Origin of the sequence: Inquilinus sp. NPDC058860, assembly GCF_042743185.1 — a bacterium.
Lineage (GTDB): Bacteria > Pseudomonadota > Alphaproteobacteria > DSM-16000 > Inquilinaceae > Inquilinus.
On the sequence record NZ_JBHYMS010000004.1, the window covers coordinates 75,355 to 98,177 of the forward strand.

At 66.8% G+C, this 22,823-nt stretch carries 23 protein-coding genes and 1 pseudogene; 22 read left to right on the forward strand and 2 right to left on the reverse strand.

All coding sequences use genetic code 11. The features are described from left to right. Positions 1 to 377: 377 nt before the first annotated feature. The 13 genes and pseudogenes from ACFW16_RS04200 to ACFW16_RS04260 all read left to right on the forward strand — a co-directional run bounded on the left by ACFW16_RS04200 (position 378) and on the right by ACFW16_RS04260 (position 10,319). A complete protein-coding gene (locus ACFW16_RS04200) occupies positions 378 to 1,751 on the forward strand; it encodes an ABC transporter substrate-binding protein (protein ID WP_380302172.1) in 1,374 nt (457 codons plus the stop codon). Positions 1,752 to 1,825: 74 nt separating this feature from the next. Beyond that, on the forward strand, positions 1,826 to 2,752 hold the full coding sequence (locus tag ACFW16_RS04205; protein WP_380302174.1) for a carbohydrate ABC transporter permease: 927 nt from the start codon (positions 1,826 to 1,828) through the stop codon (positions 2,750 to 2,752). An 18-nt stretch (positions 2,753 to 2,770) separates the two neighbouring features. Continuing rightward, positions 2,771 to 3,649 carry a carbohydrate ABC transporter permease gene (locus ACFW16_RS04210; RefSeq protein WP_380302176.1) on the forward strand — a complete coding sequence of 293 codons (879 nt, stop codon included), beginning with the start codon at positions 2,771 to 2,773 and terminating at the stop codon, positions 3,647 to 3,649. A gap of 35 nt (positions 3,650 to 3,684) precedes the next feature. Then, on the forward strand, positions 3,685 to 4,671 hold the full coding sequence (locus tag ACFW16_RS04215) for an aldo/keto reductase (protein ID WP_380302178.1): 987 nt from the start codon (positions 3,685 to 3,687) through the stop codon (positions 4,669 to 4,671). Between the two features lie 30 nt (positions 4,672 to 4,701). Further along, positions 4,702 to 5,202, forward strand: a complete 501-nt coding sequence (locus ACFW16_RS04220) for a VOC family protein (protein WP_380302180.1) — start codon at positions 4,702 to 4,704, stop codon at positions 5,200 to 5,202. Next, entirely contained in the window at positions 5,202 to 5,672 is a 471-nt protein-coding gene (locus ACFW16_RS04225; protein WP_380302181.1) for a VOC family protein, read from the forward strand. Before ACFW16_RS04220 ends, ACFW16_RS04225 begins: the two co-directional genes overlap by 1 nt. 26 nt (positions 5,673 to 5,698) lie before the next feature. Next, positions 5,699 to 6,688, forward strand: coding sequence for a Gfo/Idh/MocA family protein (locus ACFW16_RS04230; protein WP_380302182.1), 990 nt, complete (start codon positions 5,699 to 5,701; stop codon positions 6,686 to 6,688). Positions 6,689 to 6,716: 28 nt separating this feature from the next. Further along, positions 6,717 to 7,538: a DUF1080 domain-containing protein gene (locus tag ACFW16_RS04235; protein WP_380302184.1), complete on the forward strand. Its 822-nt coding sequence runs from the start codon at positions 6,717 to 6,719 to the stop codon at positions 7,536 to 7,538. 11 nt (positions 7,539 to 7,549) lie between these two features. Then, positions 7,550 to 7,774 (forward strand): annotated as a pseudogene (locus tag ACFW16_RS04240) (heme-binding protein); the annotation flags it as partial. Next, positions 7,695 to 8,018, forward strand: a complete 324-nt coding sequence (locus ACFW16_RS04245) for a heme-binding protein (protein WP_380302407.1) — start codon at positions 7,695 to 7,697, stop codon at positions 8,016 to 8,018. The pseudogene ACFW16_RS04240 and the gene ACFW16_RS04245, both read left to right, overlap by 80 nt. Then, positions 7,913 to 8,818 carry a sugar phosphate isomerase/epimerase family protein gene (locus tag ACFW16_RS04250; RefSeq protein WP_380302409.1) on the forward strand — a complete coding sequence of 302 codons (906 nt, stop codon included), beginning with the start codon at positions 7,913 to 7,915 and terminating at the stop codon, positions 8,816 to 8,818. The genes ACFW16_RS04245 and ACFW16_RS04250 overlap by 106 nt, the downstream gene beginning before the upstream one ends. 77 nt (positions 8,819 to 8,895) lie before the next feature. Further along, positions 8,896 to 9,366: a VOC family protein gene (locus ACFW16_RS04255; RefSeq protein WP_380302186.1), complete on the forward strand. Its 471-nt coding sequence runs from the start codon at positions 8,896 to 8,898 to the stop codon at positions 9,364 to 9,366. A 50-nt stretch (positions 9,367 to 9,416) separates the two neighbouring features. After that, complete coding sequence (locus ACFW16_RS04260; RefSeq protein ID WP_380302188.1) at positions 9,417 to 10,319, forward strand: TolB family protein; 903 nt, start codon at positions 9,417 to 9,419, stop codon at positions 10,317 to 10,319. Between the two features lie 530 nt (positions 10,320 to 10,849). Here the strand turns inward: ACFW16_RS04260 and ACFW16_RS04265 are convergent. After that, positions 10,850 to 12,589, reverse strand: coding sequence for a hypothetical protein (locus ACFW16_RS04265; protein WP_380302189.1), 1,740 nt, complete (start codon positions 12,587 to 12,589; stop codon positions 10,850 to 10,852). A 144-nt stretch (positions 12,590 to 12,733) separates the two neighbouring features. Between ACFW16_RS04265 and nanR the strand changes: the two genes are divergently transcribed. The 8 genes from nanR to ACFW16_RS04305 all read left to right on the forward strand — a co-directional run bounded on the left by nanR (position 12,734) and on the right by ACFW16_RS04305 (position 20,376). Then, positions 12,734 to 13,441 (forward strand): transcriptional regulator NanR, encoded by a 708-nt coding sequence (gene nanR / locus ACFW16_RS04270; protein ID WP_380302191.1) that lies wholly within the window; start codon positions 12,734 to 12,736, stop codon positions 13,439 to 13,441. Then, the gene (locus tag ACFW16_RS04275; protein ID WP_380302193.1) at positions 13,441 to 13,746 is read left to right on the forward strand and encodes a putative quinol monooxygenase; all 306 of its coding nucleotides are present in this window, start codon (positions 13,441 to 13,443) and stop codon (positions 13,744 to 13,746) included. Before nanR ends, ACFW16_RS04275 begins: the two co-directional genes overlap by 1 nt. An 83-nt stretch (positions 13,747 to 13,829) precedes the next feature. Beyond that, on the forward strand, positions 13,830 to 14,594 hold the full coding sequence (locus ACFW16_RS04280) for an HpcH/HpaI aldolase/citrate lyase family protein (RefSeq protein ID WP_380302195.1): 765 nt from the start codon (positions 13,830 to 13,832) through the stop codon (positions 14,592 to 14,594). Positions 14,595 to 14,598: 4 nt separating this feature from the next. Then, positions 14,599 to 15,654, forward strand: a complete 1,056-nt coding sequence (locus tag ACFW16_RS04285; protein ID WP_380302197.1) for an NAD(P)-dependent oxidoreductase — start codon at positions 14,599 to 14,601, stop codon at positions 15,652 to 15,654. Between the two features lie 85 nt (positions 15,655 to 15,739). Further along, positions 15,740 to 17,395, forward strand: coding sequence for an extracellular solute-binding protein (locus ACFW16_RS04290; protein WP_380302199.1), 1,656 nt, complete (start codon positions 15,740 to 15,742; stop codon positions 17,393 to 17,395). A 64-nt stretch (positions 17,396 to 17,459) separates the two neighbouring features. After that, the gene (locus ACFW16_RS04295) at positions 17,460 to 18,401 is read left to right on the forward strand and encodes a carbohydrate ABC transporter permease (protein WP_380302201.1); all 942 of its coding nucleotides are present in this window, start codon (positions 17,460 to 17,462) and stop codon (positions 18,399 to 18,401) included. Next, positions 18,401 to 19,261, forward strand: a complete 861-nt coding sequence (locus tag ACFW16_RS04300) for a carbohydrate ABC transporter permease (RefSeq protein WP_380302203.1) — start codon at positions 18,401 to 18,403, stop codon at positions 19,259 to 19,261. Before ACFW16_RS04295 ends, ACFW16_RS04300 begins: the two co-directional genes overlap by 1 nt. A 14-nt stretch (positions 19,262 to 19,275) precedes the next feature. Beyond that, complete coding sequence (locus tag ACFW16_RS04305; RefSeq protein WP_380302204.1) at positions 19,276 to 20,376, forward strand: ABC transporter ATP-binding protein; 1,101 nt, start codon at positions 19,276 to 19,278, stop codon at positions 20,374 to 20,376. 20 nt (positions 20,377 to 20,396) lie between these two features. Here the strand turns inward: ACFW16_RS04305 and ACFW16_RS04310 are convergent, their stop codons facing one another. Next, the gene (locus ACFW16_RS04310; protein ID WP_380302206.1) at positions 20,397 to 21,332 is read right to left on the reverse strand and encodes a LysR family transcriptional regulator; all 936 of its coding nucleotides are present in this window, start codon (positions 21,330 to 21,332) and stop codon (positions 20,397 to 20,399) included. Positions 21,333 to 21,468: 136 nt separating this feature from the next. Between ACFW16_RS04310 and ACFW16_RS04315 the strand changes: the two genes are divergently transcribed. Further along, positions 21,469 to 22,806, forward strand: a complete 1,338-nt coding sequence (locus ACFW16_RS04315; RefSeq protein ID WP_380302208.1) for an ABC transporter substrate-binding protein — start codon at positions 21,469 to 21,471, stop codon at positions 22,804 to 22,806. The last annotated feature ends 17 nt before the right edge of the window (positions 22,807 to 22,823 follow it).

Sequence of the window (22,823 nt, forward strand, 5' to 3'; positions counted from 1 at the left end):
TCCATGGAGGAGACGTAGATGCGAGCCGACCAGGCCCGGCATCCATGATGGCCGCCTTGGCCCTGGGTGGAGGATGGCGGTCCGGTGCTTTTCAAGTCGATAGAGAAGACAATCGAGGGGCTTCGCCGATAGCAGGCGGCTCCTTGTGAGATTGTTTCGTGTTCCCGGACGCGAATACGCGGATCGGGCAGTTTTCGACTTGGCACCTCGTTGCGGCGGTCGAACCGTCGGACTTGCCTGCCACCGCTTCGAACCTGGGGAGGAGGCCACAAATGAAGTATCCGAAAGCCTGGTCCCGGACGAGCATCGATCCGCTCGCGCGCTAGATCATAGGAACTGTCCCTCGAGGGCAGATGTGACGATCTTCTGAAGTCAAGATGACCGATCCGCATGGATTGGGAACGGTGTTGATTTGCCTTGTCCATCGGATCGATGGCGCAACTGCAAGATCACCGACCCAGGGCGATCAGGCCAACGAGGAAGACGAGGGAGGAACGCAAAAAATGAGGCTGATCCATACGATTGCAGCCGTCATGACGGTCGCGGCGGTGGGCTTGGCCCATGCCGAGGATACCGTCATCCATGTGATGTCGTGGGAGGCGACGCAGGTGGCCGGCACGCCCTGGTGGGACAAGATCACCCAGGGCTTCGAGGCGAAGCATCCCGGCGTGAAGATCGAGACGAATTTCGTCCCGTTCAACCAGTATCTGACGACGCTCGCCGCCATGACGGCCGGCAATTCGCTGCCGGACCTTTTCTACGGGCACGTCAAGGCCGCGGAACTTGGGCGGGCCGGCCTCGCCGTCAACTACAAGGAAGCCGTTGATCAGGCGTTCCTGAAGCAGTTCTATCCGGGTCCTTTGCGCCAGTTCACATTCGATGACGGTGCAATCTATGCGCTGCCATGGACGGCGCAGATCTTCGGCCTGTTCGTCAATGACCGGATCATGAAGGAACTCGGGCTCACGCCGCCGAGCACCTGGGACGAGCTGATCGCGATGACGCCGAAGATCCGCGAAGCCGGCCTGACCCCGGTCGCCTTCGGCAATCTGGCCCGCAATGTCTGCCCGGACTTCCTGCTGCCGCTGGTCGCCCAATATGGCGGCGACGTCTATGCGCTGGACGATCTCACCAAGCCCGGCCTGTCCTGGGATTCGAAGCCGGTCGTCGACGCCCTCACTTTGCTGCAGAATCTCGCCAAGGCCGGCGTCTTCCTCGAGGGCGTGAACGGCATCGACGAGCGACCGGCCTGGCAGATCGCCTATCAGGGCAGGGCGGCGATGCTCTATACGGGCTCGTGGGCGCCTGCCGTCTTCGACGCCGAGGCGACTCAGGACTGGCTCGACAACTATTCGGTCCACAAGGTTCCGGCCGTCACGGCGGACGGCGTGCACTACACCGGTGACGGCAGCGGCGAGGGCTTGGTCATCAACGCCAAGAGCCCGAACAGGGATCTGACCCTCGAATTCGTCAAATACATGTTCTCGCCCGAGATCTACGACGACCACATCGCCGGCCTCGGCGGCTTCCCGTCGATGCCGAGCGCCCTCGACCAGGTCAAGAATCCGAAGGTCCAGGAAATGGTGCCCTGGATGGATACGGATGGCGCCGACCACATCCTGTTCGGTGCCGGAAGCTGGGATGCGGTCTCGAATGTCTGCCAGGGCATTCTCGACGGCTCGGTCGAGCCGGCGGCCGGAGCCAAGCAGATCCAGTCCGACGTGCTCGCCACACGGGCCAAGGCGCAATAGGGCCTGCCGCGCCAGGTCCTCGCACTGGCGCGTGAGGGGCGGTCGAACCCTGTCGGCGCATAGGGAGCCACACCATGACGCAGACATTCACGCCTGCCATCGGAACGGCGGGTGCCTTCCGGCGGAACTGGCCGATCATCGCCTTCCTGTCGCCCGCTGCCATCGTCCTGCTGGTGTTCATGGCGGTGCCGATGGTGAATTCCATCATTCTCAGCTTTCAGTCCTGGAACGGCATGTCCGCCCCGTCCTGGGTCGGCCTCAGGAACTACCGCGCGCTGTTCGGCGATCGCCTGTTCCTGCTCGCGCTCGGCAACACCGCCTATTTCACGATCGCGACCGTCATCCTGCAGAGCGTGATCCCGCTTCTCGTGGCGAACATGCTCAACTCCAGAATTCTCGGCGGCACGATCTTCCGCACGCTCTATTTCATGCCCGTCATCATCTCGCTCGCGATCAGCGGCCTGCTCTGGGCGATGATCTACGAGCCGAATTTCGGCATCCTGAACGAATTCCTGCGCTCCATCGGCCTCGGCAGCTTCACCCAGCTGTGGCTGGCCGATCGCCGCACCGTCATGCCGAGCATCATCGCAGTATCGGTCTGGCAGTCGCTCGGCTTCTACCTGGTCATCTACTACGCGGCCATGCAGAACATCCCGAGGGAGCTCTACGAAGCGGCCAAGATCGACAATGCCAACGCGCTGCAGCGGCTGTGGCATGTCACCGTGCCGATGCTGCGCCCGGTCATCGTGCTGGTGATCGTGCTGAACACCATCCACGGCATCAAGGTGTTCGACCAGATCTGGGTCATGACGGCCGGCGGTCCCAATCACGCCAGCGACACGCTCGGCACCTACCTCTACAGCACCTCTTTCGGCGCCATGGGCAGCTCCAACCCGCAGCTGGGCTACGCCACCGCCATCGCCATCGTCATCCTCGTGCTGAGCTTCCTCCTGAGCATCCTGCAGATCCGTCTCGGGAAGCGCCGGGAAATCGAATACTGACCGCCGGAGGCAGCCCCCGTGAACGCGATCTCTCACTATCACGCGCCCGCCAGGTCCATCGCCTTCCCCAGGGCGCGGCTGCGGATGGTGTTCGGCCGGACGCTGATCTACGTGACGCTGGTCGCCATCGCCGTGGTTCAGGCCTTCCCGCTCGTCTGGATGATCCTGACATCGGTCAAGAACCAGCGCGAGGTGTTCGGCTCGTTCCTGCCCGCGCGGCTCGACTTCGGCAATTTCGTGCGCGTCTGGAACGCCATCGACCTGCCGCGGCATCTGGTCAACTCGCTCTACGTGACGACGCTCACGGTGGTGATCGTGGTCTTCGTCGCGACGCTGGCCGGCTATGTCTTCGCCCGGTTCCACTTCCGCGGCCGCGACTTGCTCTTCTACATGTTCATCGGCGCCATGATGATCCCTGGCCAGGCGATCCTCATTCCGATGTTCCAGTTCCTGAAGGGCATCGGCCTGCTCAACACGCTGACCGGCCTGTCGCTCTCCTATCTCGGCGGCTCGGTCGCCTTCGCGATCTTCCTGATGCGCTCCTTCTTCCTGAGCCTACCGCAGGAGCTCGGCGATGCCGGCCGGATCGACGGCTGCACGGAGTTCGGCGTGTTCCGCTACGTCTATCTGCCGCTCGCCAAGTCCGGCATCGCCACCGTGGTCATCATCCAGTCGATGGGCACGTGGAACGAGTTCATGTTCTCGAACACCTTCATCTCCAGCCCCGATTCCAAGACCATCCAGGCGGCGCTCTTCCAGGCGGTCGGCCGCTACTCGACCGATTACACCGCGCTCTCCTCCGGACTGATGCTGGCGCTCGTTCCGATCGTGACCGTCTACCTGATCCTGCAGAAGCAGTTCGTCCAGGGGCTGACCGCCGGGGCCCTGAAGGGATGAGCGGCTCGCCGATCCGAGCAAAGGCAAGATCTCCCATGACAGACACAGCATCCGCCGGCATCGACCCGTCGATCCGCCCGGTCACGATCGGGACCTTCCCGCCGCAGCTCCCGCTCGCCTTCGGCGGCTCCTGGTTCATCGCCTACTCCGCCCCCGGCGAGGAGGATGTGCGCCTCAGGGGAGCCATCGACGCGGCCTATGAGAGCGGGGTCCGTCACTTCGACACGGCCGGCGGCTACGGCAACGGCCATTCGGAAGAGATCTACGGCGCCTTCATCGCGGGGCGGCGCAGCGAGATCTTCCTTGCGTCCAAGGCCAATCCGGCCGAGGCGACGGCAGCGGCCATGGCGGCGGAGATCGACGCCAGCCTCCGCCGGCTGAAGACCGACTATATCGACCTCTACTACATCCACTGGCCGAAAAGCGGCGCCGACATGCGGCCGCGCATGGAGGCGCTGGAGGCGGCGCGCCGGGCCGGCAAGATCCGCGCCGCCGGCGTCAGCAATTTCTCGGTCGAGCAGATGCGGCAGGTGCAGGAGGTGGGGCGCATCGACGCCCACCAGCTCGGCTACAACCTCCTCTGGCGCTATGCCGAGGACGACCTGATCCCCTTCTGCGTCGCGCACGGCATCGCCGTCGTCACCTACAGCTCGCTCGCGCACGGCATCCTGACCGGCAAGTTCGGCCGCAAGCCCGATCTCGCGCCCGGCGACCAGCGCCACCGGATCCTGCCCTTCCGCGCCGATATCTGGCCGCATGTCCATGCCGGCGTCGAGAGGCTGAAGGCGATCGCGGCCGAGCTCGATAGGCCGCTGATGCACCTGGCGATCCGCTGGAACCTGGCTCGGCCCGGCATCACCTCGGTCGTGGTCGGCGCGCGCACCCGCGCCCAGTCCGAGGCGAATGCGGCGGCGCTTTCCGGTGCGATCCCGTCATCCGTCTTCGAGCGGATGACGGCGATCAGCGACGAGATCGTCCGCCATGTGCCCAACGAGGGCAACCTCTTCAACCATCACCCCTGACCCCGACACGCTGGACAAGGAAAGAGTTCGATGGAGCCGATCCAAGGACTGGGCGAGCGCGTGCTCGTGCAGGTCTGCCTCGTTGTCGACGATGCCGACAAATATGCGAAGCGTTATTCGGAGCTGCTCGGCATTCCGATCCCGGAGGTCCACGTCAGCGACGGCTATTCGGAGACCGAGGCGACCTATCACGGCGAGCCGACCGAGGCCCGCGCGCGCATCTATCACTGGCATTTCGGCAATGTCGGCTTCGAGCTGCTGCAGCCGCTGGGTCCGAAGAGCGTCTGGCAGGACTGGCTCGACGAGCACGGTCCGAGCGTCCATCACGTCGCCTTCCGCGTGACCGACAGCCAGGGCGTCGCGCGCGAGTTCGCCCGCCACGGCTACCCCGTCTCGCAGCAGGGTTTCTACACCGGCCGCCTGCCGAATGGCGGTCATACCGGCATGTACACCTATCTCGACACCGCCAAGGCGCTCGGAACGACCTTCGAGCTGCTCGAATCCTTCGACCCCGATGGGGAGGTCCGCTGATGAGCGCGCCCGTGCTTCAACCGGAAATGCTCTGCCAGGTCGGCTTCGTCGTGCATGACGTCGTCGCGACGGCGCGGAAATACGCCGACGCCTTCGGCTTTCCCATGCCCGAGATCATCCAGACGCCCGGCTTCGAGACGGCGCGGACCACGGTGGCCGGCGAGCCCTCGGAGGCGACCGCCAAGCTCGCCTTCTTCCAGACCGGCCAGCTCGTGGTGGAATTGATCGAGCCGGACCAGAAGCCCAGCGTCTGGCGCGACTTCCTCGACAGGAACGGCGAGGGTGTGCACCACATCGCCTTCCGCGTCGCCGATACGAAGGCGACCGAAGCTCGCCTTGCGCAGGAAGGGATCGCCACCCTTCAGCAGGGCCTCTTCGTCGATGGCAGCGGCATGTACACCTATCTCGATACGGCGCCGCAGCTCGGCGTGATGATCGAGCTGCTCGAGACTTTCGGCAGGAAAAGCTGACCCGCCGCAAGGAGATCGGAGCTTCCATGCACTCCATCGGTATCCTCGGGGCGGCCGGGATCGCGCCCCGCGCCATCATCGATCCGGCGCGACGCCGGCGCGACGTCGCGATTGGTGCCGTGGCATCCCGCGACGCCGACAAGGCATCCGCCTACGCCGCCGCCAACGGCATCCCGCGCGCATTCGCCGGCTACGACGCCCTGCTGGCCGATCCCTCGATCGACATCGTCTACAACGCCCTGCCGCCGACGGGCCATGCCGAATGGTCGATCAGGGCGCTGCAGGCCGGCAAGCATGTCTTGTGCGAGAAGCCGATCGCCGTCACCGCGGCGGAGGCGCGCGACATGGTGGCCGCGGCGAGGGCGGGCGGCCGCGTGCTCGCCGAGGCGTTCCACGACCGCTACCATCCTGCCTTCGCCCATCTGCTCGCTCTGAAGCCGAAGCTCGGCACGATCCGCTCGCTCGTGGCCGAGTTCCGTGTCGACATCCCCTATGACCCGGCGAACATCCGCTACGATCCATCGCAGGGCGGCGGTGCGATGATGGACCTCGGCTGCTACCCGCTGCACTGGCTGCGCAGCTTCATGGGAACCGAGCCGGAGATCGTCTCCGCGTCGGCCCGGCTTTGTGATCTCGGCTCGGATACGCGGATCGAAGCCGACCTTCGATTTCCGGACGACGTGCCCGCACGGCTCCTTGCCGACATCCAGGCCGGGCCGTTCCGCGGCCTGCTCAGGATCGAGGCCGAGAACGGCATCGTCGAGCTGGACAACCCCTGCCTGCCGCACAACGGCCACTCCTTCCGCGAGTGGCTGGATGGCGTGCACCGCGTCTACACCGTCGCCGGAACCGCGACCTACGACCACCAGCTCGACGCTTTCGTGAAGGCCGTCGACGGCGGCGACGCCCTTCCGACCGGCGGCGACGATGCGATCGGCAACATGGCCGCGCTCGACCGCATCTATGAGCGCGCCGGCGTCGACCGGGCCGCGGCGCGGCCGCGCCGGGCTCCCTGAGACCTCGAACAGGGACGGGACTATCGCCATGCCGGACCCCATCACGCTCTTCGACGGACGGACGCTCGCCGGCTGGCGCGCCGCTCCGCGCCTGCCGACGCCGGTCAGGGCCGACGATCCGCCCGTTCCGAGCGACACGCCTGCCTATCGAAAGGCGCTCTCCCATCTCGGACGCTGGACCGTCGAGGACGGCGCGATCTGCGGTCGGCAGGATCCGCCGGGCAGCGGGCTCGGCGCCTATCTCGTCAGCGAAGCCTCGTTCGGCGATTTCGAGCTCATGCTCGAGGCGCGGCCGGACTGGCCGGCCGATACCGGCATCATGCTGCGCGCCACGGCGGACGGCTCGACCGGCTATCAGGTGCTCGTCGACCATCGCAAGTCCGGCAATATCGGCGGCTTCTACGGCAACGGCATCGGCCGGTTCCATGCCATCAATTTCAATGTCGACGTCGAGCGCGATGCGGCGGGGAAGCCAGTGGGGCTGAAACTCGAGGACCCTGCCACGACGATCGAGCCGATCGCCGATTGGAAGCCGGCGCTCTTGTCGCGGAAGGCGAGCGGCGAGGATTTCCTGAAGGCCTGGAGATGGGACGGCTGGAACGTCTTTCGTATCCGCATGGTCGGCGCGCTGCCCAGGATCACCGTGTGGATCAACGACCTGCTCGTTTCCGAGATCGACACCGCCACCATGACCCATCCCGATTTCGACGGTGCGGCCGTGCTGAAGAAGCTCGGCAATGCCGGTCATATCGCCTTCGAGGTGCATGACAACGATCCGCGCATGGGCGAGGAGCGTTGGGCGCCGAGCGCCGCCTGCCGCTGGCGAAACATCCGCGTCCAGCCGCTGTAAGGGAGACGACGATGAGTTCTTCGCTCGACGAGCTGGCGGCGGAACAGGAAGCCCTGCGGCTCGACAGCTTCGACTACGACTTCGCCTGGGCCCTCGGCTCGCTGATCCGCGCCAAGGCCTCCGCCGGCCGCGCCCCGGTCGCGATCGAGGTCGCCCATGGCGGCGATCTCGTCTTCTCGACCTTGCTGCCCGGGGCGACGCCGGACAATTCCGACTGGGCGGCGCGCAAGCGCGCGGTCGCGCAGCGCTTCCACCGCGCGTCGCTGGCCATGCGGATCGAGGCGGAGGAGGGGGGGCTACGACTTCAACCGCCGCTTCCGCCTTCCCGAGCCTCTCTTCGCGGCGAGCGGCGGCGGCGTTCCCCTGATGCTGGCATCGGGAACGCTGATCGGAACGGCCGGCGTCAGCGGCCTGCCCGACGTCGAGGATCACCGGCTGATCACGACCGCCCTTCGCGAGCTGCTCGGACGCCCCGCCTGAACGGTTCATCCTTCACCATTCCGATGGGATCGGACATGCCTTACAAGATCTCGTTCCAGCTCTATTCCGCACGCAACTTCCCGCCGCTCGAGCGCCAGCTCGAAGGCCTCGCCGCGATCGGCTATGACGCTGTCGAGCCCTGGCTGCCCGCCTATGAGGCGAGTGCCGTGGAGTTCCGCCGCAAGATCGACGCTGCCGGACTCGCCTGCTACGGCTTTCACCTGCCGTTCAAGGGGCTCGTCGCCGATCCCCGGCGCTTCATCGACATCGCGAAAACCATCGGCGCCTGGCTGCTGATCCCGCCCTATCTGGAGCCGCAGGACCGGCCGACCACGGCCGATGGCTGGCGCGCCGTCGGGCGCGAGCTCGGCCGCGTGCGCGAGATCGTCGCCGCCGAAGGCCTGAAGCTTGCTTGGCACAATCACGATTTCGAGTACCGGCTGCTGCCCGACGGATCGCGGCCGATCGATCTCCTCTTCGAGGGCGCCGGCAGCGAGGTCGGCTACGAGATCGACTTCGCCTGGGTGGTGCGCGGCGGCGGCGATCCGGTGACGGAACTGAGGCACTGGAAGGACCGCCTCTACGCCATCCAGGTCAAGGACACCGCGCCGGCCGGCACCACGGCCGAGGGCGGCTGGACGGCGATGGGCGACGGCGTCGTCGACTGGAAGGCGCTGTGGCCGCTCTTTTCCGAGACGCCGGCCGATCACCTCGTCGTCGAGCATGATGAGCCGGCCGACTGGCGGGTGCTCGCACAGCGGTCCTACGACTATCTCGTCAAGCTCGGCGCAAGAGGCTGACCGCTTTTGGCCCGCCAACCGGCGCGGCGATCGACAGCGAAACGCGGTCGGAAGCGACCCACATCGGAGAACTGCACGTGCCTGCCTTCAACGGCTTCGGCCATCTGGCCTTCAAGGTGAACGACCTTCAGATATCGCTCGACTTCTACAGGAGGCTCGGATTCCCAGAGTTCCTGCGCCTCACGGAGACGAACGGCGAGCCGTGGATCGCCTATCTGAAGATCTCGGACGGGCTCTATCTCGAGCTCTTTCCCGGCGGCGACGGCAGCAAGGTCCCCGGTCCGGAGCACACCGGCGTCCATCACCTCTGCCTGACGACGGAGGACATCGAGGCGACCGCCGCGCATCTCGCCTCGGCAGGCATCCCACTCGTCGCGCCGCTCGATCCAACCAGGCGCGGCGCCGACCGCAATCGCGGCATGTGGATCACCGACCCGGACGGCAACCGGATCGAGATCATGGAAATGGCACCGGACTGCATCCAGTACGAGGCGATACGGGACGTCAGCGCCGGGAAGGCGCCGCATGCCCTGGTGAGGCCACGATAGCCGGCCGAACCAGGGCTCCGACCCCTCTTCCAGCATAGAGACAGACAGCCATGAAAGCCGGACCCGTATTCACGCGACGCGGCCGCAGCCTGCTCCCCGGCCAGATCTCGCAGCTGATCACGATCGACGTCGAGAAGGGGCAGCCCCAAATCGTGCTCGAGGCGGACGAGATCATCGAGGCGCCCAATTGGACGCCCGACGGGAAATGGCTCGTCTTCAATGCCGGCGGCGAGATGTGGCGGATCGATGCGGACGGCGCGACCGCGCCCGAGAAGATCGATACCGGCGCGATCCGTGATCTCAACAACGATCACGTCCTCTCGCCTGACGGGAAAACCATCTACATGAGCAACAATGACGGCCACATCTATGCCGTCGCGCTCTCGGGCGGTCAGCCGCGGCGGGTCTCGAACGAGCACGAGACGCCGCATCACTATTATCTGCACGGCATCTCGCCGGACGGGCTCACGCTGTCCTATGTCGCGGTCGAAGGTCCGGCCGGCGCCAGGCGGATCAATATCTTCACGATTCCCGCGTCAGGCGGTCCCGACACCCGGCTCACGGATGTGAGCTATCCGAATGACGGCCCGGAATACTCGCCGGACGGGCAGTGGATCTACTTCAACGCCGAGCGCGCGGCGACGATTCCGGGCCACGCCCAATGCTTCCGCATGCGGCCGGACGGCAGCGGCATCGAACAGCTCACCTTCGACGACCGCGTCAACTGGTTCCCGCATGTCTCGCCGGATGGCCGGTCCGTCGTTTTCATCAGCTATCCGGCCGGCACCACCGGGCATCCGCCGAACAAGGACGTGATCCTTCGTCTCATGCGGCCGGACGGCAGTGAGCAGCGCGACCTCATCGCATTTTTCGGTGGCCAGGGCACGATCAATGTCAACAGCTGGGCTCCCGACAGCAGGCGCTTCGCCTATGTCGCCTACCCGGTCGTGTAGGCGGTTGCCGGCGCGCCGAAAACGGCAAGACTGATGTCAATCGGCGCGACTTATTTTCACGCCGAAAGCCGCTGAAACGGTATGTGGTGGTCGGTGCGTCCGGTCTCCTCGACAGGCATAGCAGGCCGACGAGTCCGGAGGGCATGCAGAAACGGCCCGCCGTGTCGTGGCCTTCTTTCTCATATCTTGGTCAGGGATCTGCCGACATCGCTGGACTCCCAAAGCTGGTCGCTGCGCGAAGATCTGCGCGCTGGAGGCCGATCGTCGGTCACGATAGGGATCACGGGGGGCACCGAGTTGCCAATCACGGGACGGCGCTCTCGGCCAATCGCAAGAATCGTTGGTTGCGGGTCCCCGCAACCACCTTTGTTATAACTCCCTCGATATCGAGGTCTAAGCCAAGCCCTGCCGGCTCCCGGCGGGGCTTGCTGCATTCTGGCCGTCATGTCCGGTACGATTGAGCTCTCGGGCTTACAACACAGCCGGGTCAACCTCTCGGCGGTGCTTCAGCAACATTGCGATCCGATGCGTCACTTGGGGCGGAGCAGCCAGCAGACTGCGAAGGGACCGATATCGAATCCCTCGACCGGACGCTCGACAAAGCCATTCGGCATCAGCACCTCGGCGCTCCGCCAGGTCCCTTCGGGCAGCGCCAAGGCGATGCGCTCGTTGCGAAGGTGGGCGATGCAGAGCGCGTCGTGGTCGATCATCTCGAGCAGAAGGCCGCGCAAGCGCGGACGGCCGGTCCAGCGCAGGGCCGATGCCGGCCGGCCGGCACAACGCGACAGGCGGGTCAGGAGGTGCGCCGCCGGCGTCCAGGCGCCGTCATCCGCAATCAGCCCCTTCGGCCCTGACGGCTCGAAGAATGCCAACGTCTCGACATCGGGATCCAGAAAGCCCGCGACGGTGCCGGCCAGCCAGGCGGCCGCGATGGTCTGTCCTTGCCGCGGATCCGGCGCGGCGGAGCGACGGCGGCCTTCGGGCGAGGTGGCATTCGGGTTGTAGCGCAGGCCCAGCGTCATCGGACCGACCTGAAAACGTCGGACCGGGAGCTTGGCTTTGGCGGAGGCCAGGATCTCCTCCAGCGGCTCGGTTGTCTCGCCGATGGTGTCGTCGTCCGACCCGTGCACCGTAGGGTTGGACGTCCACGCCAGATAGTCCGCCGCCGGCCAATGGGTCATGCGGTTGAGCTCGGTGAAGAAGGCCCCCGTTCCCGCGCCGATGGCGGTGCCAGGCAGGATCTCCCGGGCCGCCGCGACGGCCGCATCGTCGGCGTCCCACAGCGAAACGCCGATCGCGGGCCGGTCGATCAGGATCGGCGCAAGGGCTTCCAGGATCGCGCGGGTATCGACCGCGGCGCCGCCTCTGATATCGATGCGCAGCGGTCCCGCCACGGCCGACACCTTCGCGCGGGCATCCTCCAGCCAGGCGTGTTCGGACGGGTCGATCTCGATCGCGGTGAAGCCGAGGCCAAGCGTGCGGACGGCGTCGGTCTGCGAAGCTGCGATCGGACCGGGCGGCAGGCTGGTGCCGAGAACGGGGAAGGGTGCTGTCTTCTGGATGGCCGGCCCGCTGCCCTGCGCGTCTACGGCCGCGGCTGCGCGGGACAGGATCTCGAGCCTGACGACCTGCTCGACAGCCGATGAGGGCCCGATCCGGTAGGGGTACGGCCGGGCCAGGGGGCGGCAGTAGGTCTTGTACGAGGCATCGGTCCAGTTGCGCTGGTCCTCGGTCTCGAACACCTCGCCCTCGAACACCAGGCGCAGCCAATGGCCGGCCGCGGTCTTGTACTCCATCGCGGCGATGTCGAAGAACGGCTGGTGCGGCGAGACCAGTTCGGGGAACCGCGTTTCCTCGACCCGGCCGTCCGGATGGGTCACGGCCACCGGGCGGCCGCGAGCGGCCCCCAGGCTGTGGAGCACGACGAAGCCGGTCCGGTTGGTGTCGAAGCCGGATGCCGACGAGGCCCGGGCTCTGGCCTCGACCATGCGGTCGGTGACGGTCCAGGCCACCGACCAGGTCAGGTCGCCGGCGGACCGGTCGAGGGCGCCCCCCGCGGTGGCCGTCACCCGCCCGTCCTGCCGCCGCAGGCGGGCTTCGGCCGGCAGGTCCGCCGTCCCCCAGTTGACGTCGCGCACGACGAAGCCGATGCCGCGGAACAGCTCCTCCCCGTCGAGGCTGATCTCGCGGGCGAAGGCGCCGTTGCGGTCGAGCCGGAGATCGAGCCCGCCCTGGGAGAGGTGCCCGGAAGAGGATGCGTCTGCAGTCATGCTCAGCCTCCTGACAATTCGGGTGAAGCGGATGGCGGAACGGGCGAGGTCTCGCCCGCCGCCGCGATGCAGCATGGAATCCTTTTGACGAGAGCGCGTCGACGCGACTAGCGTAGCGCGATACTGGTATCAAAGGTATACCAAATGGCCACGGTCGCGATCCGGCGCCGCAAGCTGTACGAGGATGTGGCGGAGCATCTGGAGCGCATGATCCAGGACGGCTCCTATGCGCCCTCGGATCTCCTGCCGTCCGAACGCGATCTGATGCGGCAGTTCGGGGTCGGCCGCCCGGCCATCCGCGAGGCGTTGTTCCATCTCCGGAAGATGGGGTTGGTGGAGCTCCGGTCGGGGGAGCGGGCGCGGGTGACGCAGCCGACGCCGCAATTCGTGATCAGCGCCCTGTCGGGCACAACGCGGCACATGCTCGCCGCGCCGGGCGGAGTGCAGAATTTCCAGAGCGCGCGCAGCTTCTTCGAAACCGGCCTTGCCCGCTACGCCGCGTCGCACGCCACCAAGGAGGACCTGGCCGATCTCGAAGCCGCGCTTACCGCCAACCAGGAAGCGATCGGCGACCTCAAGCGCTTCCAGGAGACCGATGTCGGCTTCCACTACGTCCTGGCGGTGATCCCGCGCAATCCGATCTTCATCGCCATCCACGAGGCGCTGGTCGAGTGGCTGCTGGAGCAGCGCAAGACCACGCTGAGGGCCGGCGGCTACGAGATCGCCTACGAGGCGCACCGGGCGATCTTCGAGGCCGTGGCGGCCCGCGATCCCGACCGCGCCGAGCGGGCGATGCACGAGCATCTCAATTATGTCGCCCGCCGCTACAACGAAATCGTCGGGGGGGAATGATGGGGGGCTATGTCGTGCTCGTGGAGTTCCGCTTGAAAAGCGGATCGCGTGGAGACTTCCGGCCGTTGGTGGACGAGAACGCCAAGACATCGACACGCGAAGAGGCCGGGTGCCGTCGTTTCGACGTGATCGAGCCCGCGGGCGATCCCGATGCCGTCCTGCTCTACGAGATCTACGACGACCGTGCCGCCTTCGACGCGCATGTGGCATCGCAGCACTACGCCAAATTTGACAGCGCAAGCGCCGGCTACGTGGTCGGCAAATCGGTGACGGTCGGCGAACTGGTCTGCGAGGGGGCGCTGTAGAGGTTTCGAAAACGCCGCCCAGGACCGGCAGGCCGGGCGAAGCAACGGGAGGAACCGGAGTGGCACACGAAGATCTCAGGACCATGGCCGCTACCAGGGCGCCGAAGTTCGGGCACTTCATCGTCGAATTCGCCACGCCGGGCATCGGGCACATCATGAAGTCGGCGGGCTGCGACTTCGTGCTGTTCGACCTCGAGCACTCCGGCTTCCACTTCGAGACCGTGAAGAGCGCGATGCGCTATTTCGAGGCGGCGCAGCTTCCGGCGATCGTGCGGGTGCCGTCGCGCGAGTACCATCACATCGCCCGGGCGATGGACATGGGCGCCGAAGGGCTGATGCTGCCGATGGTCGGGTCGGCCGCCGAGGCCCGCGAGATCGTGCGGTCGATGAAGTACCATCCGGCCGGCGGCCGGGGCGTGGCCCTCCAGGTCGCGCATGACCGCTACCGGCCCGGCGCCGTGACCGAGAAGCTCGCCGCCGCGAACCGGCGCTCCACCCTGTTCTGCCAGATCGAGACGGCGGACGGCGTGAAGAATGCGGATGAGATCGCGGCCACCGAAGGCGTCGACGCGCTCTGGGTGGGGCATTTCGACCTCTCCGTCTCGCTCGGCATCCCGGGCCAGTTCGACCATCCCGACTTCAGGGGCGCGATCGACCGGACGATCGCGGCCTGCGAGAAGCACAAGAAGGCGCTGGGCCGCCTGGTGCCGACGGTCGCCCAGGGCATCGAGCTCAACGCCGCGGGCTTCGATTTCATCTGCTATTCGGGCGATGTCTGGGTGCTGCACGACGCGCTGGCGGAGGCGATGACGCGCCTGCGCGAAGGCGCGAAGGCCGGGCGGAGCTAAGGCGATGGCCGGACCGTTCCGCGTCGCGCTGTCGGGCGATTTCCGGAAGCCCGACGGAACGCCGACCTATCCGGACTTCGATCTCACGCCGCTTCGCTCGGCGCCCGGTGTCGAGATGCTGTTCCTGGACGTGGCCGACCCGCTGCGCGCCGAGCAGCTGGAGGATGTCGACGCGCTGATCCTGCTGACCCACCGTTTCACTGCGGACAGCGTGCCCAGGAGCGGCCGCCTCGCCGTGGTCGCCCGCTTCGGCGTCGGCTACGACACGGTGGATGTGGACGCCTGCACCCGGGTCGGCATCGCGCTCGTGATCACGCCGGACGGGGTGCGCAGGCCGGTCGCGGTGTCGATCATCACCCTCATGCTGGCGCTGACCGGCAAGCTGTTGGTCAAGGACCGGCTGACGCGCGAGGCCGCGGCGGGCTTCGCCAAGCGGTCCGAACACATGGGCATGGGTCTCGTCGGGCGCACACTGGGCTCGCTCGGGATCGGCAATATCGGCGCCGAGATGTTCCGGATGGCCAGGCCGTTCGACATGACATTCATCGCCCATGACCCGGCGGCCGACCCGGCCGTGGCGGCGGAGCTGGGCATCGAGCTCGTCGGGCTCGACGACGTGTTCCGCCGCGCCGACATCCTCTCGGTCAGCTGTCCCTTGACCCCGCAGACCCATCACCTCGTCAATGCCGACCGGATCGGGCTGATGAAGCCGACGGCCTATCTGATCAACACTGCGCGCGGGCCGATCGTGGACCAGGCGGCGTTGACGCAGGCCCTGCAGGCGCGGCGGATCGCCGGGGCCGGGCTCGACGTCCTGGAGCAGGAGCCGCCGGATCCGGAGGACCCGATCCTCAAGCTCGAGAACGCCATCCTGACGCCGCACGCCCTGTGCTGGACGGACCAGTGCTTCGCCGGCAACGGCGCCGCGGATGTCCGCGCCGTGCTGGAGGTGCAGCAGGGGCGGGTGCCGCGGGGCGTGGTCAACCGTGCCGTGCTCGACGCGCCCGTCTGGCGTGAGCGGCTGGCGGAGTTCGGCCGGCGCTTCGGCGCGGAACCTTGAGGGCGACACTCTCCTCCAAAAGGGGAGAGATCGACGGAAAGCAGCCGGCGCTGACGACCGGTGGATCCAGGGAGGACAGGCGAGCATGAACGATCGGACGAGACGCGAATTCGAAGCCGGCCTTGCGGCCGACGTCGATGCCTGGCTGCGGGGCGAGCCCACCCGTCGCAGCTTCATCAAGAGATTCGGGCAGATGACCGGGATGCTGGCCGTGTCCGGGCCGCTGCTGGCCTCGATCAGCCGCTCGGCCCTGGCCCAGGCGGCCGCCCAGCTGGCGGATCCGTCGACGCCGCTCGGCCAGGCGCAGGCGGCCGCCCTCAAGGCCTCCACCGAGGGGCCGGCGGATGGTTCGGCCTATCGCGCCGTGCAGGCCGCCAAGCAGTTCCCGGACGTGACCCTGAACATGACGTATGAATCAGGGCTTCAGGCGCTCGACCCGCGGCATTTCTCCGGACCGCTGTGGGAACAGCTGACCGGGATGAAGTCGAATGTCGTCGAGCTGTCGCATCCCGACCAGTACTCGAAGCCTGTTGCCGAGCACATCGCCGGATCTGGCGCCTACGACATCCTCGACATCGAGCCGGCCTGGACCCCGTCGCTCGCCGATGGCGGCGTCATCGCGCCGCTCGACGACTACATCGCCAAGCATATGAACAAGGCGGATTTCGACGACTATCACCCGCTGTTCAAGGCGTTGCCCACCTACAAGGGCAAGATCTGGGGCGTGTTCGACGACGGCGATATGTTTGCCCTCTATTACCGCAAGGATGTCTTCGACGACCCGAAGCTCAAGGACGCCTACAGCCAGAAGCTCGGCAAGCCGCTGGCCGTCCCGAAGACCTGGGAGGACTATGCCCAGGTCGCCCAGTTCATCACCGACCAGATGGCGCCCAACCTCTACGGGGCGGGGCACTTCCGCAAGGCCGGCAGCCCGGGCAACCAGTTCGACTTCCTGCAGCAGTTCCGGGCGAACAGAGGCGAGCTGTTCGACGGCGACATGAAGGCCGGGCTGGCCTCGGCCGCCGGCATCAAGACCCTGGAGAACATGATCGCCGCCAACAAGGCGTCGATCCCCGGCAACAACGAGCTGGATGCCGTGTCGCTCTGGGCCGCCTTCCTGCAGGGCAAGGTGGCGATGATCTATTCCTGGCCGCCCAGCGGCCGGATGGCAGCGAACTATTCGCAAAGCGATGCGGCCATCAACTTCATCCCGCGCTCCACCATCGCCGGCAAGGTCGGCTACGCCGTCGTGCCCGGCAATCCGGAGCATGCGACCGGCTACAGCAAGGCGCTCGCGGCCGATTCCGAGAATCCGGAGGCCGCCTACCTGTTCATGCAATGGGCGACCTCGCCGCCGGTGTCGCTGGCCCGCACCATGCTGCCCTATGCGCTGCGGGATCCCTACCGGCTGTCGCACTACAAGTCGGAGCTGTACGGCGCCCTCTGGCCGGATGCGAAGGACTACCTCGCCAACCTCTGCAACTCGGCCAATGTCGGGCTGCTCGACATGATCATGCCCGGCTGGCAGGACTATGCGCTCAGCCTGGACCGCATGTGCTCCTCGGTCTGGGCCGGCACCGATCCCAAGGCCGCGCTCGAGACCGCGGCGGCGGAATGGGACCAGACGACCGAGCGTCTCGGCACCGACAGCCAGAAGGCGTTCTACGCCGAATACAAGAAGCTGCCCGGCTCCTCGGCCGACCACACGGTCGAGGCGCTCGGGATGGCCGTGAAGCTGTGACGGCGCCGGCGGCGGCGAGCTTCGGGGTCGCCGCCGCCGGCCCATATCGTCGACGGGCAGCCGCATGACGACCGATGCCACCTCCGCGATCTCTCCGTCCCGGCGCCTGCCGCGCCGACGGGCCGGCTTGTCCGAATGGAGCGACCGCCACTTCAAGTGGCTGCTGGTGGTCCCGGCGGTGCTGCTGATCCTGTCGCTGTCGGTCTATCCGCTCGTCTTCTCGCTCTGGGTGTCCTTCGTCAATTACGACTTCCAGATCCCGGGCCACGCCTTCGTCGGCCTGAAGAACTTCTCGATGGTGGTGCTCGATCCGGTGGCGCGGTGGTCGCTGGTCCTGACGATCCTGCTGTCGTCGGCGAATGTCGCCATCGAGCTGGGGCTCGGTCTGGCGCTGGCGCTGGCGATGGTCCGCGGCTTTCCGGGCCGCGGCCTGGTCATGTCCGTCCTGATCATCCCGCTCTTCATCAGCCCGGTGATCGTCGGCCAGGCCTGGGCTTTGCTGCTGCAGCGCCCCTTCGGGCCGATGAACTACCTGCTCGGCCAGATCCTCGGGCAGGAGGTGACGATCGGCTGGCTGACCGAAAGCCCGTGGCTCTACGTCGCCCTGATCATCGCCGATGTGTGGCAATGGACGCCGTTCATGTTCGTGATCCTGCTCGCGGGGCTGACGGCGATCCCACCCAACCTCTACGAGGCGGCCGAACTCGACGGCGTCGATGGCTGGCAGGCGTTCCGGCTGATCACGCTGCCGCAGATCGCCCCCATCATCATGCTGGCGATCACCTTCCGCCTGCTCGACGCGGTACGCCTGTTCGACACGATCTTCATCATGACCGCGGGCGGTCCGGGCACGAAGACCTACACCAGCTCCTTCTACCTCTACACCGTCGGCTTCACCCAGTTCCACCTGTCGCAGGCGACGGCGGGAAGCTGGATCTTCCTGATCCTGACCGCGCTGCTGGTCGGGCTTCTGGTGAGGCGCCTGGTGAAATCGGAGCCGGCCTGATGACGCAGATCCTGACGACGCGACCTGCCATCCGCCACAGGCGACGCCGCCGGCCAGCAATCGGCCGCTTCGTGTTCCTCGGCCTGTTCATGCTCTTCGTGCTGGCGCCGATCTACTGGATGTTCGTCACCTCGATCAAGCCGAGCGACGACTACCTGGCCATTCCGCCCGTTTGGTTCCCTGCGGAGCCGACCACGGTCCACTACACGGCCGCGCTGTTCGCCTATCGCGGGCTCCAGGGCATCGTCAACAGCCTGGTCGTGTCGCTGGCCGCGACGGTCCTGTCGGTGCTGGTCGGCACGGCCATGGCCTACAGCCTCGCGCGCTTCAACACCGGCGGGAAGCACCTGTCCTTCTGGGTCCTGTCGCAGCGCTTCCTGCCGCCGATCGCCGTGGTGCTGCCGATCTTCCTGATCTACCGCAGCGTCGGCCTGCACGACACGCGGCTCGGGCTGATCATCGCCTACACCGTCTTCACGCTGCCGGTGTCGGTCTGGATGATGCTGGCCTATTTCCGCAGCATGCCGCGTTCGATGGAGGATGCCGCGCTGGTCGACGGCTGCACGCAGTGGCAGGCCTTCTGGCAGGTCGCGGTGCCGCTGGCGGCGCCCGGCATCGTCGCCGCCGCGGTCTTCGCCTTCATCGCCTGCTGGACCGAGTTCTTCTTCGCCCTGGTCCTGACCAGCCGCTCGGCCTTCACGCTACCGACGGTCTTCCGGGCCTTTCTCGGGTTCCAGGGCGCCCAGTATGGCGAGGCGAGCGCCCTCGCCATCGTCTCTCTCGCGCCATCGATCGCGCTCGGCGTGCTGGCGCAGCGGCATCTGGTGCGCGGGCTGACGCTCGGCGCCGTGCGTGGATGAAAAGGGGCTCGCCGATGGCCGACGTCAAGATCAGCGGGCTGCACAAGCGCTTCGGCCCGTTCCATGCCGTGCAAGGCATCGACCTCGAGATCGCCGACGGCGAGTTCACGGTGCTGGTCGGCCCCTCCGGCTGCGGCAAGAGCACCCTGCTGCGGACCATCGCAGGGCTGGAGGGCATCAGCGAGGGCACGATCGAGATCGGCGGCGAAGTGGTCAACGACATGCGGCCGCGCGACCGCGACGTGGCCATGGTGTTCCAGGACTACGCCCTCTATCCGCATCTGACGGTCGAGCGGAACATCGGGTTCGGGCTGCGGGCCCGGAAGATGCCGGCGGACGAGATCGGCCGACGTGTCGGCCGGGTTGCCGGGATGCTCGGCATCACGCCGCTGCTCAGCCGCTACCCGCGCCAATTGTCGGGCGGCCAGCGGCAGCGCGTCGCCATCGGCCGCGCCATCGTGCGCGAGCCGCAGATCTTCCTGTTCGACGAGCCCCTGTCCAATCTCGACGCGCAGCTGCGCGACGAGATGCGCGGCGAGATCAAGCGCCTGCACCGGGACATCGCCACGACGATGATCTATGTCACCCACGACCAGATCGAGGCGATGACGCTGGCCGACAGGATCGTCCTCATGCGCGACGGCCGCATCGAGCAGATGGGGTCGCCGGCCGAGCTGTTCGAACGGCCGGCGTCGCGCTTCGTCGCGGGGTTCCTCGGTTCGCCGAGGATGAGCTTCCTGCCCGGCAGCGTGACGCGCACGGACGGAAAGGCCGGCATCCTGGTCGACGGCCGCGAGGTGCCGCTGCCGTTGCCCGCGGGTCGCCTTTCGGATGCGGCGGAGGTCGGAACCCGGGTGCTGCTCGGTCTGCGGCCGGAGCATGTGGTGCGGGCGCGGGACGAGGGGGCCGGGCCGGGCTCGGTCCGGATCGATGCGACCATCGAACTGCTCCAGCCGACCGGTTCCCGGACCTTCGCCACGTTCCGCCTGGGCGACGCGCAGGCCATGGCGGAGCTTCAAGCCCACGACATCGGCTCCGCCGGTGAGACGATCGGACTCGAGATCAACCTGAACCGGGCATCTGTTTTCGACGCCCAGACCGAGCGGGCCTTGTAGACCCCGCACCCGGAGGCACGTCAGGTTTCCGTCCCCCTATCGGATTTGGCCCGCGGGCCGTTGGATTGCGAGACGATGTGCAGGATCCGGGTGATCCGCTCGGCGACCTCGCGCCCGGCCCGGCTCAGCGGCTTCTGATGGCTGGTCACCAGCACGACATGCCGGTTGATGTGGGGGGTTCGGATCACGCTGCTGGCGACCAGGCCCTTCGCCTGTTCCTCGGCGATGGTGTGGACGGCCTTGATCATGAAGCAGCCGCACTGCGCCGCCACCGCCTTCTGCGCGATCGTCGAATCGGCGTCGACGACGATGTTCAGCGGCACCTTCAGCCGCCGCGCCGCGGTGTCGACGATCATCCGCAGCCCGTTGGTCGGCGGCGGCAGCACCAGCGGGAAGCGGGAGAGGTCGGCGAAGTCGATCTCCCGGGGCAGGGTGTCCTCGGGCACGAACCCCGCCAGCACCAGCCGCGACGGCAGCAGCAGCCGGTCGGGCGAAGGCTCGCCCTCCCAGTACTTGCTGTAGATGCCGATATCGATCTTGCCTTCGGCCAGCCACCGCTCGTTCTCGTCGCTGAAGCCCTCGCGGATGCGGAGATGGATGCCGGGCAGCTCGCGGCGCAGCTGGTTCAGCAGGTCCGGGATCACCAGCGTCACCACCGAGGGCGGCAGGGCGATGGAAACGAAGCCGCTCGGCAGCCGGCTGAGGCCGCGCAGATCCTCCGAGACCCGATCGGCGTCCTTCAGCAGGCCAAGGACCCGGACCAGCGCCTGCTCGCCCAGTTCCGACAGGGCCACGCCCCGCCCGGTCCGGTAGAACAGCGGGCCACCCCATTCCGCCTCGAGCGCGCCGATTACCCGGCTGATCGTGGGCTGCGCCAGGCCGAGATGGACGGCGGCCTTGGTGAAGCTCGACAGCTCGCAGACGCTGGCGAAGATGCGCAGGTCCCGCAGGTCCATCACCTGACCCATCTGCAATGTGGATATCCGATATTATTAACATCTATTGGACGGATACCAGACGACCCTCTTAGCATCCTGGCTGTCACTGCGGCAATTCCCAGAACCTGCAGATCACCCGACGAGGGAGGAACTCATGCGCGTCCTTGCACGCCTGCGTGCCGGCTTGGCCGGAACGCTTGTGGCCGGTTGCCTGACGACGGCCGCCTGGGCCGACACCACGGTCGTCCGTTTCCTGCACAACGAGACCGATCCGCCGAGCATCGAGTTCTTCAACCAGGTGATCGCCGAGTTCGAAGCGCAGAACCCGGACATCAAGATCCAGATGGAAGCGGTCAGCACCGATGGCCGCCTGCAGAAGGTCTTGGCGTCGATCAACGCCAAGACCATGCCCGAGATCTTCAAGATCCTGCCGGAGGAGCGCTTCGACTTCGCCCGCAAGGGGTTCATCCTGCCGCTGGACGACTTGATCGACGAGATCGGCCGCAGCGACTACGTGGACGGCACGCTCGTCCCGGTCGAGGGCAAGATCTACGACGTGCCCTACACCATCGGCAATTACGGGGTGCTGTGGCAACGGGACGATCTGCTCAAGGCGAAGGGCCTGAAGACGCCGGCGAGCTGGGATGAGCTGGAGGCCGATGCGAAGGCGCTGGCCGTGGACGGCAATTACGGCTTCATCTTCCCCGCCGGCAAGAACCGGATGACCAGCATCTTCTTCTCGATGATGATGTGGAACGCCGGGGGCACCTATTTCGACAAGGATCTCAACCTCACCTTCGACAATCCCGGCACGATCAAGGCGCTGGCCTTCCTCAAGACCATGGCGGGCTATTCGCCGGCGGGGATCGGCAGCTACTCCTACAACGACATGATCAACGTGTATCTGACCGGGAAGATCGGGCTGGATATCTACGCGCCGCGGCTGGCCGCCAATGCCGCGGCGAACACTCCGGACCTGTTCAAGAACACCAGCGCCATGCCGATGCCGACGGGGCCCAGCGGCGTCGCCGTCAAATTCGCCAACGCCAACGGCTTCGCGCTGGCCTCGCCGAAGGTCGGGGCCAAGAACGTCGACGCCGCGCGCAAGTTCCTGAAGTTCATCACCACGGGCGACCGCCTGGCGCGCTTCTCGCTGACCGCCTATCCCCACCTCATCCCGCCGCTGAAGAGCGTGCAGGAGGGCGTGATCGCCAAGGGCACGGCGGCGACGCTGGGCGGCCGCGAGGACATCGGGCGCCTGGCCTTCGACACCTCGAACACGCTCGACTTCCAGACCGAGGCGGGTGCCGTGTTCCAGGACGGCAAGGTCGTCCGCTCCGGTGTCTTCAACCCCTATATCGGCGCGATCATCGCCCGGGACATCCCCGCCCAGGTCGTGCAGCGCGTGGTGCTGCAGGGCGAGGACCCGGCCGAGGCCGCGGCCTGGGGGCAGGCGCAGATGAAGCGCATCGTCGACGATATCAAGAGCTAGCCGCCGGGGCGCTGCGG